Origin of the sequence: Sphingomonas sp. Leaf22 (genome assembly GCF_001421715.1) — a bacterium.
Lineage (GTDB): Bacteria > Pseudomonadota > Alphaproteobacteria > Sphingomonadales > Sphingomonadaceae > Sphingomonas.
Genome location: NZ_LMKP01000041.1, coordinates 426,399 through 440,232, shown reverse-complemented (window position 1 = coordinate 440,232; position 13,834 = coordinate 426,399). Strand labels below are relative to the sequence as shown.

General features: G+C 67.9%; 14 protein-coding genes. 4 read left to right on the top strand and 10 right to left on the bottom strand.

Annotation, left to right across the window (positions count from 1 at the left end; translation table 11 throughout):
- Window positions 1-4 precede the first annotated feature (4 nt).
- The 6 genes from ASE70_RS15705 to ASE70_RS15680 are packed head-to-tail and all read right to left on the bottom strand — an operon-like array spanning window position 5 to window position 6,154.
- Window positions 5-982 (bottom strand): type II secretion system F family protein, encoded by a 978-nt coding sequence (locus ASE70_RS15705; RefSeq protein ID WP_056394748.1) that lies wholly within the window; start codon window positions 980-982, stop codon window positions 5-7.
- A 16-nt stretch (window positions 983-998) separates the two neighbouring features.
- On the bottom strand, window positions 999-2,276 hold the full coding sequence (locus ASE70_RS15700) for an AAA family ATPase (RefSeq protein WP_056394751.1): 1,278 nt from the start codon (window positions 2,274-2,276) through the stop codon (window positions 999-1,001).
- On the bottom strand, window positions 2,273-2,923 hold the full coding sequence (locus ASE70_RS15695) for a CpaD family pilus assembly protein (RefSeq protein ID WP_056394752.1): 651 nt from the start codon (window positions 2,921-2,923) through the stop codon (window positions 2,273-2,275). The genes ASE70_RS15700 and ASE70_RS15695 overlap by 4 nt, the downstream gene beginning before the upstream one ends.
- A gap of 11 nt (window positions 2,924-2,934) precedes the next feature.
- Window positions 2,935-4,599: a type II and III secretion system protein family protein gene (locus ASE70_RS15690; RefSeq protein WP_056506744.1), complete on the bottom strand. Its 1,665-nt coding sequence runs from the start codon at window positions 4,597-4,599 to the stop codon at window positions 2,935-2,937.
- Window positions 4,599-5,636 carry a Flp pilus assembly protein CpaB gene (cpaB, locus tag ASE70_RS15685; RefSeq protein ID WP_056506741.1) on the bottom strand — a complete coding sequence of 346 codons (1,038 nt, stop codon included), beginning with the start codon at window positions 5,634-5,636 and terminating at the stop codon, window positions 4,599-4,601. Before cpaB ends, ASE70_RS15690 begins: the two co-directional genes overlap by 1 nt.
- Before the next feature lie 44 nt (window positions 5,637-5,680).
- Window positions 5,681-6,154 carry an A24 family peptidase gene (locus ASE70_RS15680; RefSeq protein ID WP_056394760.1) on the bottom strand — a complete coding sequence of 158 codons (474 nt, stop codon included), beginning with the start codon at window positions 6,152-6,154 and terminating at the stop codon, window positions 5,681-5,683.
- A 46-nt stretch (window positions 6,155-6,200) separates the two neighbouring features.
- Between ASE70_RS15680 and ASE70_RS15675 the strand changes: the two genes are divergently transcribed.
- From ASE70_RS15675 to ASE70_RS20225, 4 genes are all read left to right on the top strand, one after another.
- Complete coding sequence (locus ASE70_RS15675; protein ID WP_056506737.1) at window positions 6,201-7,160, top strand: alpha/beta fold hydrolase; 960 nt, start codon at window positions 6,201-6,203, stop codon at window positions 7,158-7,160.
- On the top strand, window positions 7,157-8,248 hold the full coding sequence (locus ASE70_RS15670; protein WP_056506734.1) for an NAD(P)/FAD-dependent oxidoreductase: 1,092 nt from the start codon (window positions 7,157-7,159) through the stop codon (window positions 8,246-8,248). The genes ASE70_RS15675 and ASE70_RS15670 overlap by 4 nt, the downstream gene beginning before the upstream one ends.
- Before the next feature lie 77 nt (window positions 8,249-8,325).
- Window positions 8,326-9,903 (top strand): aldehyde dehydrogenase (NADP(+)), encoded by a 1,578-nt coding sequence (locus tag ASE70_RS15665; RefSeq protein ID WP_056506731.1) that lies wholly within the window; start codon window positions 8,326-8,328, stop codon window positions 9,901-9,903.
- A 71-nt stretch (window positions 9,904-9,974) separates the two neighbouring features.
- Window positions 9,975-10,118: a hypothetical protein gene (locus tag ASE70_RS20225; RefSeq protein WP_162233638.1), complete on the top strand. Its 144-nt coding sequence runs from the start codon at window positions 9,975-9,977 to the stop codon at window positions 10,116-10,118.
- A 626-nt stretch (window positions 10,119-10,744) separates the two neighbouring features.
- On the opposite strand, the gene ASE70_RS15660 is transcribed toward ASE70_RS20225, so the two are convergent.
- The 4 genes from ASE70_RS15660 to ispH are packed head-to-tail and all read right to left on the bottom strand — an operon-like array spanning window position 10,745 to window position 13,762.
- The gene (locus tag ASE70_RS15660) at window positions 10,745-11,410 is read right to left on the bottom strand and encodes a hypothetical protein (protein WP_056506728.1); all 666 of its coding nucleotides are present in this window, start codon (window positions 11,408-11,410) and stop codon (window positions 10,745-10,747) included.
- Window positions 11,407-11,859: a ribonuclease HI gene (gene rnhA / locus ASE70_RS15655; protein ID WP_056001702.1), complete on the bottom strand. Its 453-nt coding sequence runs from the start codon at window positions 11,857-11,859 to the stop codon at window positions 11,407-11,409. The genes ASE70_RS15660 and rnhA overlap by 4 nt, the downstream gene beginning before the upstream one ends.
- A complete protein-coding gene (gene thrB, locus ASE70_RS15650; protein ID WP_056001699.1) occupies window positions 11,856-12,809 on the bottom strand; it encodes a homoserine kinase in 954 nt (317 codons plus the stop codon). The genes rnhA and thrB overlap by 4 nt, the downstream gene beginning before the upstream one ends.
- Window positions 12,809-13,762, bottom strand: a complete 954-nt coding sequence (ispH, locus tag ASE70_RS15645; protein WP_056506725.1) for a 4-hydroxy-3-methylbut-2-enyl diphosphate reductase — start codon at window positions 13,760-13,762, stop codon at window positions 12,809-12,811. The genes thrB and ispH overlap by 1 nt, the downstream gene beginning before the upstream one ends.
- Window positions 13,763-13,834 lie beyond the last annotated feature (72 nt).

Here is a 13,834-nt window from a genome sequence, read left to right as displayed (position 1 = left end):
CGCATCAAATCTCGAAATTGATCATCTTGGACATGATGAACGCCCCGATCGCCATCCACAGCACGCCGCCGGCACCGATGATCATCAGCCGCTGATCGACGAAAAAGCTCTGCATATATTTGCCGTTGATGGTCCAGATCAGCGCGAAGACGATGAAGGGCAACGATCCGATGATATAGGCCGACGCCTTGGATTCGGACGACATCGCCTTGATCTTCAGCTTCATCTGCGACCGCTTGCGCAGCACGTCAGCCAGATTGGCGAGCGTTTCGGCAAGGTTGCCGCCGGTTTCGCGCTGGATGGCGATGGTGATGATGAAGAACTGGAATTCGGGCGTGCCGAGCCGGTCGCCACTTTCCTGCAACGCAGCGTCGAGCGAACGGCCGATCTTCATCCGGTCGCTCACCAACCGGAATTCCTCGCCCACCGGACCGTCGACTTCCTGGCCGACGACGGTCATGGTCTCGGTGATCGGCAGGCCCGAGCGCAGGCCGCGGACCAGCAATTCGATCGCGTCGGGAAACTTTGCGGTGAAGCGGACGATGCGCCGTTTGATGAAATAGCTGACGACCATGTGCGGCAGGCCGAGCCCGACCGAGATCGCCATGAACAGCGCCAACAGCGCCGGCATCCCCTTGAACAACAGATACGCGAACAGGACGGCGATCACGCCCAGCGTCGCCTGCCCATATTGGGCGAGGGTCCAGTTGTGGCCGGTGCGTTGCAGTCTGAGTTGCAGTTGTTCGACATTGGGGAGGAGGCGGGCGGCGGCGCGGTCGCCGCGCGTCGCGCCCCGGTTGCCGATGCGGCGCATCTGCGCCTCCATCGCGGTCGCGCTGGCGGACGACGCATGGCGTTCGCGGACCGCCAGCAGCCGGCGACTGCGGGCACGTTCGCCCGATGGCCCCGAAAAGGCGACGGCGAGCAGCGTCAGCGTCAGCAGCGCGCCGGCACCCAGCAGCAGGATCGGGAGGATCGCCATGACCGTGCCCGCGCTCCTACTTCTTCGCCTTGACCGGTAGGCGCGCGCGCAGCTTCGCGAGTTTGCCGACCAGCGACGTGCCCCCCTTGGCCGGTTCGGCCGCCGCGTCGTCCTCGACCTCGGTCAGGCGACACAGATGCCGCGCGAGATCGACCAGCGGCGCGATGGCGCGGTTGCCCCTGGCCGCTTCGGCCAGCGGCTTGCCGAGCTTGGCCGCCTGTGCCGCCAGCTTGCCGTCGAACGCCATCGTGAAGTCGAGCTTGCGTTCGATCGACCCTTCGAAATCCTTGCGGCTGATTTCCTGTGCGGCCAGCGGCTGGACGCGGTTGGCGAGCAGCAGCACCTTGACGTGCGGTGCGTTGGAGCGGAACCACGACAGCAGTCGAATGGTATCGCGCGCCGCCGCCAGCGTCATTTCGGTGACGATGACCGCGGTCTGCACCTCTTCGATCAGATGCGGGTGGTTGACCAGCATGCCGCGCGGCAGGTCGACGATCGTGCATTCGAACGCGTTCCGCATCTCCTCCTGCAACTGGTAGAAGGCGCTGCCGTCGGTGTCGATCGGGGCGTTGATCGGCGCTTCGGCCGACAGCACCGACAGCCGTTCGCCCGCCCGCACCATCGCGCGTTCGATGAACAGTCCGTCGATACGGCTGGGATTTTCGATCGCGTCGGTCAGGCCGCGACCGGGTTCGAGATCGAGTGCCAGCGCACCGGTGCCGAAATGCACGTCGAGGTCGAGCAGCGCGGTCGTACGCTTTTCCTGCTCGCCCATCAGCCATGCGAGCGAGGTCGCGACGGTCGATGCGCCCGCGCCGCCGCGCGTACCGATGATCGCGGTGGCGCTGTGCGGACGCTCGGTCGACGCCTCGGCGGTCTTCGGCGCGTTCAGCAGGGCATGGGCCTGTACGATCGAATCGCGGACCATGTCGGGGTTGAGCGGCTTCAGCAGATAGTCGTGAATGCCGCTGGCCACGAGATCGCGGTACAGGCGGACGTCGTTGACCTGCCCGGTGGCGATCACGATCGTGCCGGGTTCGCAGACTTCGGCGAGACCGTTGATGTCGTTGAGCGGATCGCCCGATTCGGACAGATCGACCAGCAGCACGTGCGGGCTGGCTGAGACCGCCAGCGTCTGCACCGCATTGCGCAGGCCGCCCTTCAGCACCTTTTCGGTCGGCCAGCCATGTTCGGTGGCGACGCTGCGCAGCGTGTCGCCGGAAAATTCGTCGCAGACAAAGGCGATGAAGGGTTCGCGGGTAGCGGATTTGCCGAGTGAGAAGGGCGCGTTCACTGCTTGCTGCTCCCGCTCGATCCACTGGCGCTGCCGGCGCTGTTGGTGACCTGTCCGCCATTGCCGCTGGGTGCCGCGCGCCGCAGCGCGCCGACCGCCTTGCTGTTCACCATGGTGTCGGTGGTGCCCGGAGCCGATCGACCGAGGACCAGATCGCCGGGACGTGCGACCATCGCGGCAAGGTTGGAATTGGTCGCGCAACCGAAATCGGACGAGGTTTGCGCCTCGAAATTGGGCTGATAGGTGCGCGACGTGTCGGGACAGCCCGGCACCGACGCGGTCATGCGCGACACGACGACGCGGACGGTGCCCGGTGCGATCGCGCCCGGCGTCGGCGGGACGGCGTCGGCGAGCAACAGCCCGACGCGCGCCGCCTCTGCCGCGACATCGGCCTGCACGCCGGGTTCGTCACCGGCACCGTCGATGCCGATCTCGTCGCCATAGCGCAGGCGCATCGTTTCCAGCCAGCCGGCGAGGCGGGCGCGTTCGCCCGGAGCCAGGCCGCCGGGACCGGCAGCGACGTCGAACGCATACGCGGCGCGCGAGACGACCGGCTGGTGGACCGATTCGACGCCGCGATTGACGGTGCCGGAACAGCCGCCGACGGCCAGCGCGGAACCGAGCGCGAGGATGCGGAGGAGGGTCATCGAAGCGTGCCTCACTGAATGCTGAAACCGGGGGTGATCGGCCCGGCCTTGCGGTCGCCCTTGCGCGGGGCGGGCGGGACGGGGTCGGCGGTGTCGGTGGCGGGGTCGACCGGCACCTGCGCGGTCAGGCCGATCGACGGCCGGGCCGGACCCTGCGGTGCCATGGTCGGCACCGGGCGCGGATCGGGACGGCGCTGCCCCTGCAACTGGCCCATCAGCACGCGTTCGACATCGCCGGGACTGGAATAGGCGTCGGTCGGCAGCGCGATGCGCGACTGGCTGTCGACCGGCTTCACCAGATAGGGGGTGATAACGATGACCAGTTCGGTTTCGTTGCGGGTGAAACCGTTCGAGCGGAACAGCGAGCCGAGGATCGGCAGGTCGCCGAGGCCGGGGGCCTTGTCGATCGAATTGTCGTGGCTGTTCGACAGCAGGCCGCCGATCATCATGCTCTGCCCCGATCCCAGTTCGACCGTGGTTTCGGCCCGGCGGGTGGTGAGCGCGGGGATGGTGGTCCCGTCGATCTGGACCGCGCCCGCCGCCGACAGTTGCGACACTTCGGGCCGGACGCGCAGCGAGATGCGCCCGTCGGCCAGCACGGTCGGGGTGTAGGCGAGGCTGACGCCATATTGCTTGTACTGCACCGACACCGCGCCGAGGCCCTGGCTGACCGGGATCGGGATCTCACCGCCGGCAAGGAACGATCCCGTCTCTCCCGACAGGGCGGTCAGGTTGGGATTGGCGAGCGTCGTCACCTGACCGATGCGTTCGCCCAGATCGAGCGCGCCGAGCAGTTCGAGACCGAGCAGCCGGCCGGCAAGGTTGAGCGTCGTTCCGGTCAAGCTTTTGGCCGGAGCGGTGAACACGGTGTCGCCGATCCGGGCGCGGTTGGCGTCGATGACCTGCGAGGATCCGGGGATGCCGGGCACGGTGGTGATCGTACCCTGCCGCCCCTGTGCGATCCCGAACAGGAAGCCACCCGAACGGTCGCGCGACGTCAGGTTGACGCCGATATTCTTGACGAAGTTGCGGCTGACCTCGGCAATGCGGACCTGCAGATTGACCTGTAGCGGCGTCGCCAGCTTCAGCCGGTTGATGACCGCGATCTTCAGCACCGCATTCGGATCGGACGTCGCAACGCCGGGGTTGAGCAGCGACACGACCAGCCGTTCGGCCTGCGCACTGTCGGCGGGCGAGGCGATGGTGCCGTTCAGTACCGCGAGCTGGCCGACGGTCGTCACGCGGATATCGGCTTCCGGCATCGCCGCCTTCAGCATCCGGTCGAGCGAAGTCAGGTTCTGCCCCACCCGGACATTGGCCGAATAGATCACTGCGCCGCTCGCGTTGGTGGCGAACACCGTCGCTTCGCCATCGGCCTTGCCGAACAGATGGATCTGGCGCGGATTGCCGACATAGACGTCGGCCGCGCCGGGATTGGACACCCACACGTCGACGACATTGGAGGGCAGGGTGATGAGTTCGCCCTGACCGATCGACAACTGGACGTCGTTGGTCGGCCGCTGGACGCCGGCGGCGGGCGTGCCGATGCGGGCGGCGCGGACGGCGGGTGCCGTGGGTGCCGGCGCGGCGGCGGCCACGGGCAGCACCGGCCCGGCGACCAGCACGATCGACAGCGTCGCCGCCAGCGACCGATGGAGCAGATGGAGTGCGCGCATCACTTGTTTCCCCCGACCGATACGTCGGTCACATCGTTGCCGCGGGTGATCCGAACCACCGGACCGTGCGGCGCGGCAGGGGCCCCGGGCGCGGGACCTGCCGCGACGGTCATCGTGCCGCCCGCGCCATCGGCCGTGTCGGTGCCCTTGCCGGGGACCGAGCTGCGCTGGAACCGCGACACGTCGGCACCGGTCGAAAAGGTCGACGGGCCATCGAGCGGGCGGCTGGCGATGCGGTCGAGCGCCGCCTTTTCCGCCTTCGCATCGCCATTTGCCGGCAGCTGCACGTCGCCGCTGGCGATGGCTTCCTCGAGTTCGGATTTGTTGTCGGCGATCGAGCGCAGCGACAGCGACAGCGTGCCGACGGTCTGCGCGACGGCGATCTTTTCGGCGATGCGCGGCGTCGCCTCGACGGTGACGGTCGAATAGGTCGACACGACGGTGCGGCCCTGATCGTCGCTGTTCTTGTCGGTGCGCTGGTCGGTCGCCAGCACGCGAAGGTTGCGCAGGAACGTCTCGGACGCCTTGAGCGGTGGCCCGTCGCCACCGCCGGCCACGGTCTGGGTCAGCACCAGATCGACCCGGTCGCCGGGAAACACGAAGCCCGCGACCGCGCTCTGGGCCGAGACCGGCACCGTCACCGCGCGCATCCCCGGACCCAGCGCGGCCGCGAGGAAGCCACGGTCGCCCGGCTTGACCAGCGACCCTTGCGTGATCGGCTGTCCGGCGGGGATCGCGAAGCGGACGACGGTGCCGACCAGATTGCGCGCATCGGGCGAGGATTCGAGGAAATAGGCGTTTTCGACCAGTTCCTTGGGCCATGGCTGAAACCGGAGGGCGGCGGCGTCGATGATCGTACCGATCGCCAGCGCCCTGGTCGCGACCAGCACGCGGGGACCGTCGATCGGCGCTTCGGCAGGCGTACTGGCCGCGGCGACCGGGGCCGATGCCCCGACCATCAGGCTGCGCGCCATCAACGCCGTCATCGCGGCGATGACCAGCGCACCGGCCAGCAGGAACAATTTGCGTGAGTCCATGACCTCATTGGCCTTTCAGTTCGTCTGGCCGGTTCGATTCGTGGTCAAATATGACCGGAATGGGTTAAGATCGGGTTCGCGATTGCCAGCATCCCGGCCACCGCGATGGCGATGCCATAGGGGATTTCGGGCACGTCCTTCCCCCGGCGACGCCACCGATCGGCAAGGAACAGGATGGTCAACGCCCCGCCGAGCAGCGACATGACCAGCAGCATCGACAGCACCGCCCCCGGCGGCAACCACAGCGCCAGCGCCCCGATCAGCTTCACGTCGCCGCCGCCCATCTGTCCGGCGGCATAGGCGGCGACGAACAGCGCGAAGACGCCGGTCGCCACGCCCGCCTGCCACGCCATGTCGATGCCCGACAGGTCGTTGGCCAGCCACCACAGCGGTGCCAGCAGCGCGATCGCCGCATTCTTCCAGTTGGCGATTTCACGGGTGCGGGCATCCTCGATCCCCGCGGCCATGAGCAGCAGGACGAGCGCGAGCGCCAGCCACGGAACGAGATTTCCCCACATGTCGTTAACACTAGACGTGAGGGGTTTCTAAACCGTAACCGAACCCATGGCCGCCCACGCCCTGTACCGTCGCGCGATTCCCGCCGCAGCCGCCATCACGCCATGGCATGCCCCCGATGGCTGGGCGCATCGCCGGTTCGATTGGGCCGCCGCCGCCAATGTCCGTCCGCGCGGGAGCCTGTTGTTCCAGACCGGGCGCGGCGACGTGTTCGAGAAATATCTCGAAGCCTTTGCCCATTGGCATGTCCGCGGGTGGAGCATCACCGCGTTCGATTGGCGCGGGCAGGGCGGATCGGGGCGCTGCACCCCGGCGGGCGATTGCGGCGATATCGACCGGTTCGAAACCTATCTCGACGACCTGACCGCTTTCTGGAGCCAGTGGCAGGCGGCGGGGCCACGCGCGATCATCGGCCATTCGATGGGCGGGCATCTGGCGCTGCGCGCGGTGGCCGAACGGCGGATCGATCCGGCCGCGTGCGTGCTGGTCGCGCCGATGCTGGGCCTGCGCGCGCCGATCGGGCCGCGATTCGGCGAGCGGATGGCGCGGGTGCTGGGCGCGATGGGCAGCCCGCTCCGGCCCGCATGGAAGGGCAACGAGCGCCCGCATACGGTGCGCCCGCGCGAGTCGATGCTGACCCATGACCCGGCGCGCTATGCCGACGAATTGTGGTGGCACAGCGCCAACCCCTTGCATCATACCGGGCCGCCGAGCTGGCGCTGGGTGATCGATGCCTTTCGCTCGACGCGCGAGCTGCGTGCCGATCCGCGACTGGCGGAGACGCGGGTGCCGGTGCAGATGCTGGTCGCCGATACCGACGCGCTGGTCGATCCGCGCGCCGCGATCGAGGTCGCGGGGCGGTTGCCCGATGTCGAGCTGCTGCGGTTCGGAGCGGAGTCGGCGCATGAAATCCTGCGCGAGGCCGACCCGGTGCGTGGCAAAGCGATTACGGCGATCGACACCTTCCTCGACGCCCGCGCCCCCGCGCCACACCGGGCGCACGCATGACGCGGCGGCGGGTCGCAATCATCGGCGCGGGGATGGCGGGGGCCAGCCTTGCCGCCGAGTTGGCCCCGCAGGACGATGTGGTGCTGTGCGAGGCCGAATCGCAGCCGGGCTATCACGCGACGGGACGGTCGGCGGCGTTCTGGTCGGAAACCTATGGCGGGCCGCTGGTCCAGCCGCTGACGACCGCATCGGGGCCGCTGCTGCACGCGCCGCCCGCCGGGTTCGCCGATCACGGCTTCCTGCGGACGCGCGGCGAATTGCTGCTGGCGCGCGATCCGGCGGTGCTCGACGCGCTGGCGCAGGACTTTGCAAGCAGCGGCGTGCCGATCGAGCGACGCGATCCGCACCGCGTCGTCGCGGGGTTGCGCGGCGAGTGGCATGCGTTGTGGTCGCCGGGTTGCGCCGATATCGATGTCGGCGCGCTGCATGCCGCCTATCTGGCCAGGGCGCGGCGCGGCGGCGTGGACGTCCGGTGCGATGCGCGGCTGACCGGGGCGCGGCGGGTCGGTGACGGCTGGGAATTGCAGACGGCGGCGGGGACGATCGTCGCCGACATCGTCGTCAACGCCGCCGGCGCATGGGCGGACGGGGTCGCCGCCTTGCTGGGGGCGGCACCGCTCGGCATCCGGCCCTATCGCCGGACGGTGGTGCAGGTGCGGATCGATCCGCCCGCGTCGCCCGACCTGCCGCTGGTGATCGACACGGCGGGCGGATTCTATTTCAAGCCCGAACCGGGCGGGCGGCTATGGCTGTCGCCGCATGACGAGACGCCCGACCGGCCGCACGACGTCGCGCCCGAGGAGATCGACGTCGCGCTGGCGATCGACCGGTTCGAGGCGGCGGTCGACTGGCGGGTCGAAGCGGTCGAGCGGCGTTGGGCGGGCCTGCGCAGCTTTGCGCCCGACCGGTTGCCGGTCTATGGGTTCGACACGCGGGTGCCGGGATTGTTCTGGTGCGCGGGGCAGGGCGGCTTCGGTATCCAGACCGCGCCCGCCGCCGCGCGGATGTGCGCGGCGCTGCTCGGGCAGGGCGATGTGCCGGAGGGGGTCGACCCGGCGCGCTATTCGCCGCATAGATTGTCGGAGTAATTACCCGAGTCGACCATTTACGTTAGCGCTATCGGTTCCTATCTGGACGGCAACGCCACCATCACACGAGGATGCACATGACGATCACCGGCGAACTGTTCCTGGGATCCAAGCGGGTTGCCCGCGACGATCTGTTCCAGGCCTATGACCCCGCGACCGGCGCGCTGTTCGGCGAAGGTTTTTCGAAGGGCACCAAGGAAGACGCGGAAGAAGCATGCGCCCGTGCGGCGCAGGCGTTCCCGATCTATGCCGCGCTGCCGATCGAACAGCGCGCGAGCTTCCTCGACGCGATCGCCGACGAGATCGAGGCGCTGGGCGACGAGCTGATCGAACGCGGCAGCCGCGAAACCGGCCTGCCGACCGCGCGCCTGACCGGCGAGCGCGGCCGTACCTGCGGTCAGCTGCGCTTGTTCGCCAAGGAAGTGCGCGACGGCGCATGGCAGCAGCTGCGCATCGATCACGCCGATGCCGCACGCGCGCCGGTGCCCAAGCCCGACCTGCGGCTGCGTACCATTCCGGTGGGTCCGGTCGTCGTGTTCGGCGCGTCGAACTTCCCGCTTGCCTTCTCGACCGCCGGTGGCGACACCGCGTCGGCGCTGGCCGCCGGTTGCCCGGTGATCGTGAAGGCGCATCAGGCGCATCCCGGCACCGCTGAACTGGTCGCACTGGCGATCGTCCGTGCGGCGGAAAAGACCGGCATGCCTGATGGCGTGTTCTCGATGGTATCGGGGTCGGGTCAGGTCATCGGCACCGCGCTGGTCGCCGATCCGCGCGTGCAGGCGGTCGGCTTCACCGGTTCGCGCAGCGGCGGTACCGCGCTGATGAAGGTCGCGCAGGAACGGCCGCAGCCGATCCCGGTCTATGCCGAGATGTCGTCGATCAACCCGGTCGTGCTGATGCCCGAAGCGCTCAAGAATCGCGGCGGGGCACTGGCCAAGGGCTATGTCGGGTCGCTGAGCATGGGCGCGGGCCAGTTCTGCACCAATCCGGGTCTGGTGCTCGGCATCGACGGGCCGGAGCTCGACGCGTTCCTCGACACGGCGGGCGACGCGCTGCTCGGCACCCCGGCGCAGGTGATGCTGAGCGACGGCATCCACAAGGCGTTCGAGGAAGGCCGCGCCAAGCTGGCGTCGAGCCCGGCGGTGACGCTGGTCGGCGAAGGGCAGGCACCGGAAGGCCCGACCCGTGGCCGCGCCGCGATCTTTGCCGTGTCGGGCAAGGACTTCATCGCCGATCCGGCGCATGCGCACGAAGTGTTCGGCATGTCGTCGATGGTCGTGAAGTGCACCGATGCCGACGAACTGGTCGAGGTGTTGTCGAAGCTGGAAGGGCAGCTGACCGCGACCTTGCAGATCGACGAGGGCGATTACGAGGACGCGCGCAAGCTGATCCCGGTGCTGGAACGCACCGTCGGCCGCATCCTGTGCAATGGCTGGCCGACCGGCGTCGAAGTGGGCCATGCGATGGTCCATGGCGGGCCGTTCCCGGCGACTTCGGACGGGCGCACGACCTCGGTCGGCACGCTGGCGATCCACCGCTTCCTGCGGCCGGTGTCGTATCAGGACTTCCCGGAAGCACTGCTGCCCGACGCCCTCCGCGAAGGCAACCAGCAGGGTGCGCTGACGCGGATCGACGGAGCGTGGACGGTCGGCTGATCGTTTCCTGACTGGAAAGAACGGGGCGGCGGGTCGTTGATCCGCCGCCCCTTTTCGTTTTGGATAGCGTGATGGACGACGATACGATCATCGATACCCCCGAAGGCCCGAAGCGTTGGGGGGACTGGAAGAAGAAGAACCCGGTGCAGTTGCCGTCGCGGCGGACCAAGGGGAAGGACCTGCCGAACAAGGTGAAGATGCGGACGGATGAATAGGGCTGTCCGTTTTTGCTGCGTAGCTATTGAGCTTGTCGAGATGGCGTATCGAAGGACCCGCGCCAAAGGTGCTTCAATACGAACCTTCGACTTCGCTCAGTCCCTACTCAGCACGAACGGTTTTCAGTTCACGCCTCGCCCGCGCACATTCCGTTCGGTTCGAGCAGCTTCGAGCTTGTCGAGAAGCGCCCGTCGAGAACGGGTTGCTTGGGGCAGGCGGGTTCTCGACAGGCGCGAACTGACCAGAGGAAAGGGCGGTTGATCTCCCTTCACTGATGCCCTCGCGGAGCCCCGTTCTCGACAAGCTCGAACCAAACGGGAAGGGGCGTTGAAATGGGAGAGGGGCTTCAACCAAACGGGGGGATGACTTCAACAAAGCGGAAAGGGGACTCCGATCAAGTAGGAATGGAGGTTCCTGGGACCTATCGAAATTCAACGATAAGCGCGGAATTTCGTCATTCCCGCGCAGGCGGGAATCTATATCCGCCAACGGTTTGGCTGGATTCGCGACGCTGGCGTATATGGACTCCCGCCTACGCGGGAGTGACGATAGGCGATCGAACGCTATCCCTGCGTCCAGCGAACTGAATGTCGATCCCGCTTAGCAAACGGCGAAAGAAAACCCCCTATCGCCGCCCGGCCAGCCAGATCACATGCCGCGCACCCTTCGTCCCCCGCGCCCGCACCACCTGCTCCTCCACCGCATAGCCGCTATCGCGCAGTCGTTTCGTAAACGCCGGATCGGCATAGGCCGACCAGATCGCCAGTACGCCGCCGGCGTGCAGCGTGCGCTTGGTGACCTGTAGCCCGCGGGCCGAATACAGCTTGTCGTTGCCGGCATGGGTCAAGCCATCGGGACCGTTGTCGACGTCAAGCAGGATTGCGTCCCAGCCGCCGTCCTCGATCGCCCACGCTACGTCGCCCACCGCGATCCGCACGCGCGGATCGTCGAGGCAGCCGTCGAAGATGTGCGCCAGCGGTCCGCGCGCCCAGTCGACGATCTTGGGTACCAGCTCGGCGACGACCACCTCGGCATCGGCGGGCAGAATCTTCAGCGCGCGGCGCAGGGTGAAGCCCATGCCGAGGCCGCCGATCAGCACCCGCGCGCCCTTGCGTGCCGTAAGGTGGGCGCAGCCGAGATCGGCCAACGCCTCTTCCGACGCCGACATGCGGCTGCTCATCAATTCGTTGCGGTCGAGGACGATCATGAAGTCGTCGCCGCGCTGGACGAGGCGCAATTCGACATTGTCGCCGGGCACGTGCGCGGTGTCGATCAGGACGCGTGGGATCATTGGTTCAGGGCTGCATCGCTGGCGAGCCGGTCGGCGCGCTCGTTATCGGGGTGGCCGGCATGGCCCTTCACCCACACCCATTCGATGCGGTGCGGTTTGGCGGCGGCGAGCAGTTGCTGCCACAGTTCGGCGTTCTTGACCGGTTGCCGGGCGGCGGTCTTCCACCCGTTTTTCTGCCAGCCTTTGATCCATTTGGTCAGGCCGTCCATTACATAGCGGCTGTCGGTCGACAGGATCACGCGGCAGGGACGTTTGAGTGCGTTCAGCCCCTCGATCGCGGCCATCAATTCCATGCGGTTGTTGGTCGTCTCGCGCTCGCCGCCCGACAATTCACGCTCGCGGCCATCAGCGGCGCGCAGCACCGCGCCCCAGCCGCCACGGCCGGGATTGCCCTTGCACGCGCCATCGGTCGCGATTTCGACGCGGGGAAGTTCGGGCGCATCGGTCATGCGAAGGCGGCCGGGTTCGCGTCGTACCAGTCGAGCCGGCGCAGATAGGCGAGCGGGTCCTTGCGCGTCACCAGCGCGTCGGCCGGCGTATTGATCCAGTCCCACGCGCGGGTCAGCAGGAAGCGGATGCAGGCCCCCTTCGCCAGCAGCGGCAGCGCGGCGACCTCGGCCTCGGTGAGTGAAGCCTGTGTCCGATAGCCGGCCAGCAGCGCCCGTCCGATCGCGGGGTCGAGCGGCGCACCCTTCGCATCGAAGCTCCATGCCGAATGGGTGATCGCGACGTCATAGGCGACGATGTCGGTGCAGGCGAAATAGAAGTCGATCAGCCCGGTGACGCGGTCGCCGAGCATCAGCACGTTGTCGGGGAACAGATCGGCATGGATCGCGCCGGTCGGCAGGTCGGCGGGCCATGCCGCAACGACCGTATCGAGCGCGCTGCCGACCCGCGCGCGCAGGCCGGGCCGGATCGAATCGAGCTGGGGCGCACAGTCGGCGAACAGCGTCGGCCATGCGCCGACACCCATCGAATTGGCGCGCGTCGGCGCGAAGCCGGTCAGGCCGCGATGGAGCGCGCCGAGCGCCGCACCGGCGGCATGTGCCTGTTCGGGAGTCGGATGGCTGACCGACACGCCCGACAGGAATTCGATCAGACAGGCGGGGCGACCCTCCAGCGTCTGGATCACCTGTCCCGCGCGATCGGGCAGCGCGCGCGGCACCGGATTGCCGGCATCCGCCAACGCATCGGTCATCGCGAAGAAGAAGGGCAGGTCGGCCAGATCGACCCGCTTTTCATACAGCGTCAGGATGAAACGGCCGGTGGTGGTATCGACCAGATAGTTGCTGTTCTCGACCCCTTCGGCGATGCCCTTGGCCGAAATCAGGTCGCCATGGTCATAGCCCGACAGGAAGCGCGCGAGCGCCTCTGCCGACACCTGCGTATAGACGGCCATCAGGCGGCTTCGAGGCCGCGCGGCAGTTTGAACGCGATCGTTTCACGGGTCATCTCGACCTCGGACTCGGTGACGTCGTAGCGGGTAGCGATGCGGTCGACCAGTTCGCGGACCAGCACTTCGGGCGCCGACGCACCGGCGGTGATGCCGAGCGTGCCGACCCCCTCCAGCCATGCGAAGTCGAGTTCGGCGGCGCGCTGGATCAGGCGGGCACGGGTGCCCTCGCGCTCGGCGACCTCGACCAGCCGCACCGAGTTCGACGAATTGGGCGCGCCGATGACGAGCATCATGTCGCAGCTTTGCGCGATCGCCTTCACCGCATTCTGCCGGTTCGACGTGGCGTAGCAGATGTCGTCGGCCTTGGGCGCGACGATGCTCGGGAAGCGGCCGATCGTCGCCTCGACGATGGCGCGGGTGTCGTCGACCGACAGCGTCGTCTGCGTCAGGAAGGCGAGGTTGTCGGGGTCGGCGGGCTGGAGCGCGGCGACGTCCTCGACCGTCTCGATCAGCGTCATCTGCCCCGCGGGCACCTGGCCGAAGGTGCCGATGACTTCGGGATGGCCGGCATGGCCGACGAACAGGATGTGGCGGCCGCTGGCGACCAGCCGTTCGGCCTGGCGGTGGACCTTCGACACCAGCGGGCAGGTCGCGTCGAGATATTCGAGGCCGCGCTGGCTGGCCGCCGCCGGGACCGATTTGGGCACGCCATGCGCCGAGAACACAACCGGCACGCCGTCGGGCACCTGATCCAGTTCCTCGACGAACACCGCGCCCTTGGCCCGGAGCGAGTCGACCACGAACTTGTTATGGACGATTTCGTGCCGGACATAGACCGGCGCGCCGTGTTTCTGGATCGCGAGCTCGACGATCTGGATGGCGCGGTCGACGCCGGCGCAGAAGCCGCGGGGGGCCGCGATCAGCAATTCGATGACGGGGCGTTGGGTGTCGGTCATGGTGCCAGCGCTTACAGCTTGTTTGGGGGCACGCCAAGTCGTGTGGGGGTGGGGGTAGCGGGCAGGTGCCGC

Coding starts and splice junctions, on each gene's coding strand:
- ASE70_RS15680 (WP_056394760.1), bottom strand. CDS start 6,154: ATGTGGGGAAATCTCGTTCCGTGGCTGGCGCTCGCGCTCGTCCTGCTG.
- ASE70_RS15705 (WP_056394748.1), bottom strand. CDS start 982: ATGGCGATCCTCCCGATCCTGCTGCTGGGTGCCGGCGCGCTGCTGACG.
- thrB (WP_056001699.1), bottom strand. CDS start 12,809: ATGGCCGTCTATACGCAGGTGTCGGCAGAGGCGCTCGCGCGCTTCCTG.
- ispH (WP_056506725.1), bottom strand. CDS start 13,762: ATGACCGACACCCAACGCCCCGTCATCGAATTGCTGATCGCGGCCCCC.
- ASE70_RS15660 (WP_056506728.1), bottom strand. CDS start 11,410: ATGATCCCACGCGTCCTGATCGACACCGCGCACGTGCCCGGCGACAAT.
- ASE70_RS15675 (WP_056506737.1), top strand. CDS start 6,201: ATGGCCGCCCACGCCCTGTACCGTCGCGCGATTCCCGCCGCAGCCGCC.
- ASE70_RS15670 (WP_056506734.1), top strand. CDS start 7,157: ATGACGCGGCGGCGGGTCGCAATCATCGGCGCGGGGATGGCGGGGGCC.
- ASE70_RS15665 (WP_056506731.1), top strand. CDS start 8,326: ATGACGATCACCGGCGAACTGTTCCTGGGATCCAAGCGGGTTGCCCGC.
- ASE70_RS15695 (WP_056394752.1), bottom strand. CDS start 2,923: ATGACCCTCCTCCGCATCCTCGCGCTCGGTTCCGCGCTGGCCGTCGGC.
- ASE70_RS20225 (WP_162233638.1), top strand. CDS start 9,975: ATGGACGACGATACGATCATCGATACCCCCGAAGGCCCGAAGCGTTGG.
- cpaB (WP_056506741.1), bottom strand. CDS start 5,636: ATGGACTCACGCAAATTGTTCCTGCTGGCCGGTGCGCTGGTCATCGCC.
- ASE70_RS15690 (WP_056506744.1), bottom strand. CDS start 4,599: ATGCGCGCACTCCATCTGCTCCATCGGTCGCTGGCGGCGACGCTGTCG.
- rnhA (WP_056001702.1), bottom strand. CDS start 11,859: ATGACCGATGCGCCCGAACTTCCCCGCGTCGAAATCGCGACCGATGGC.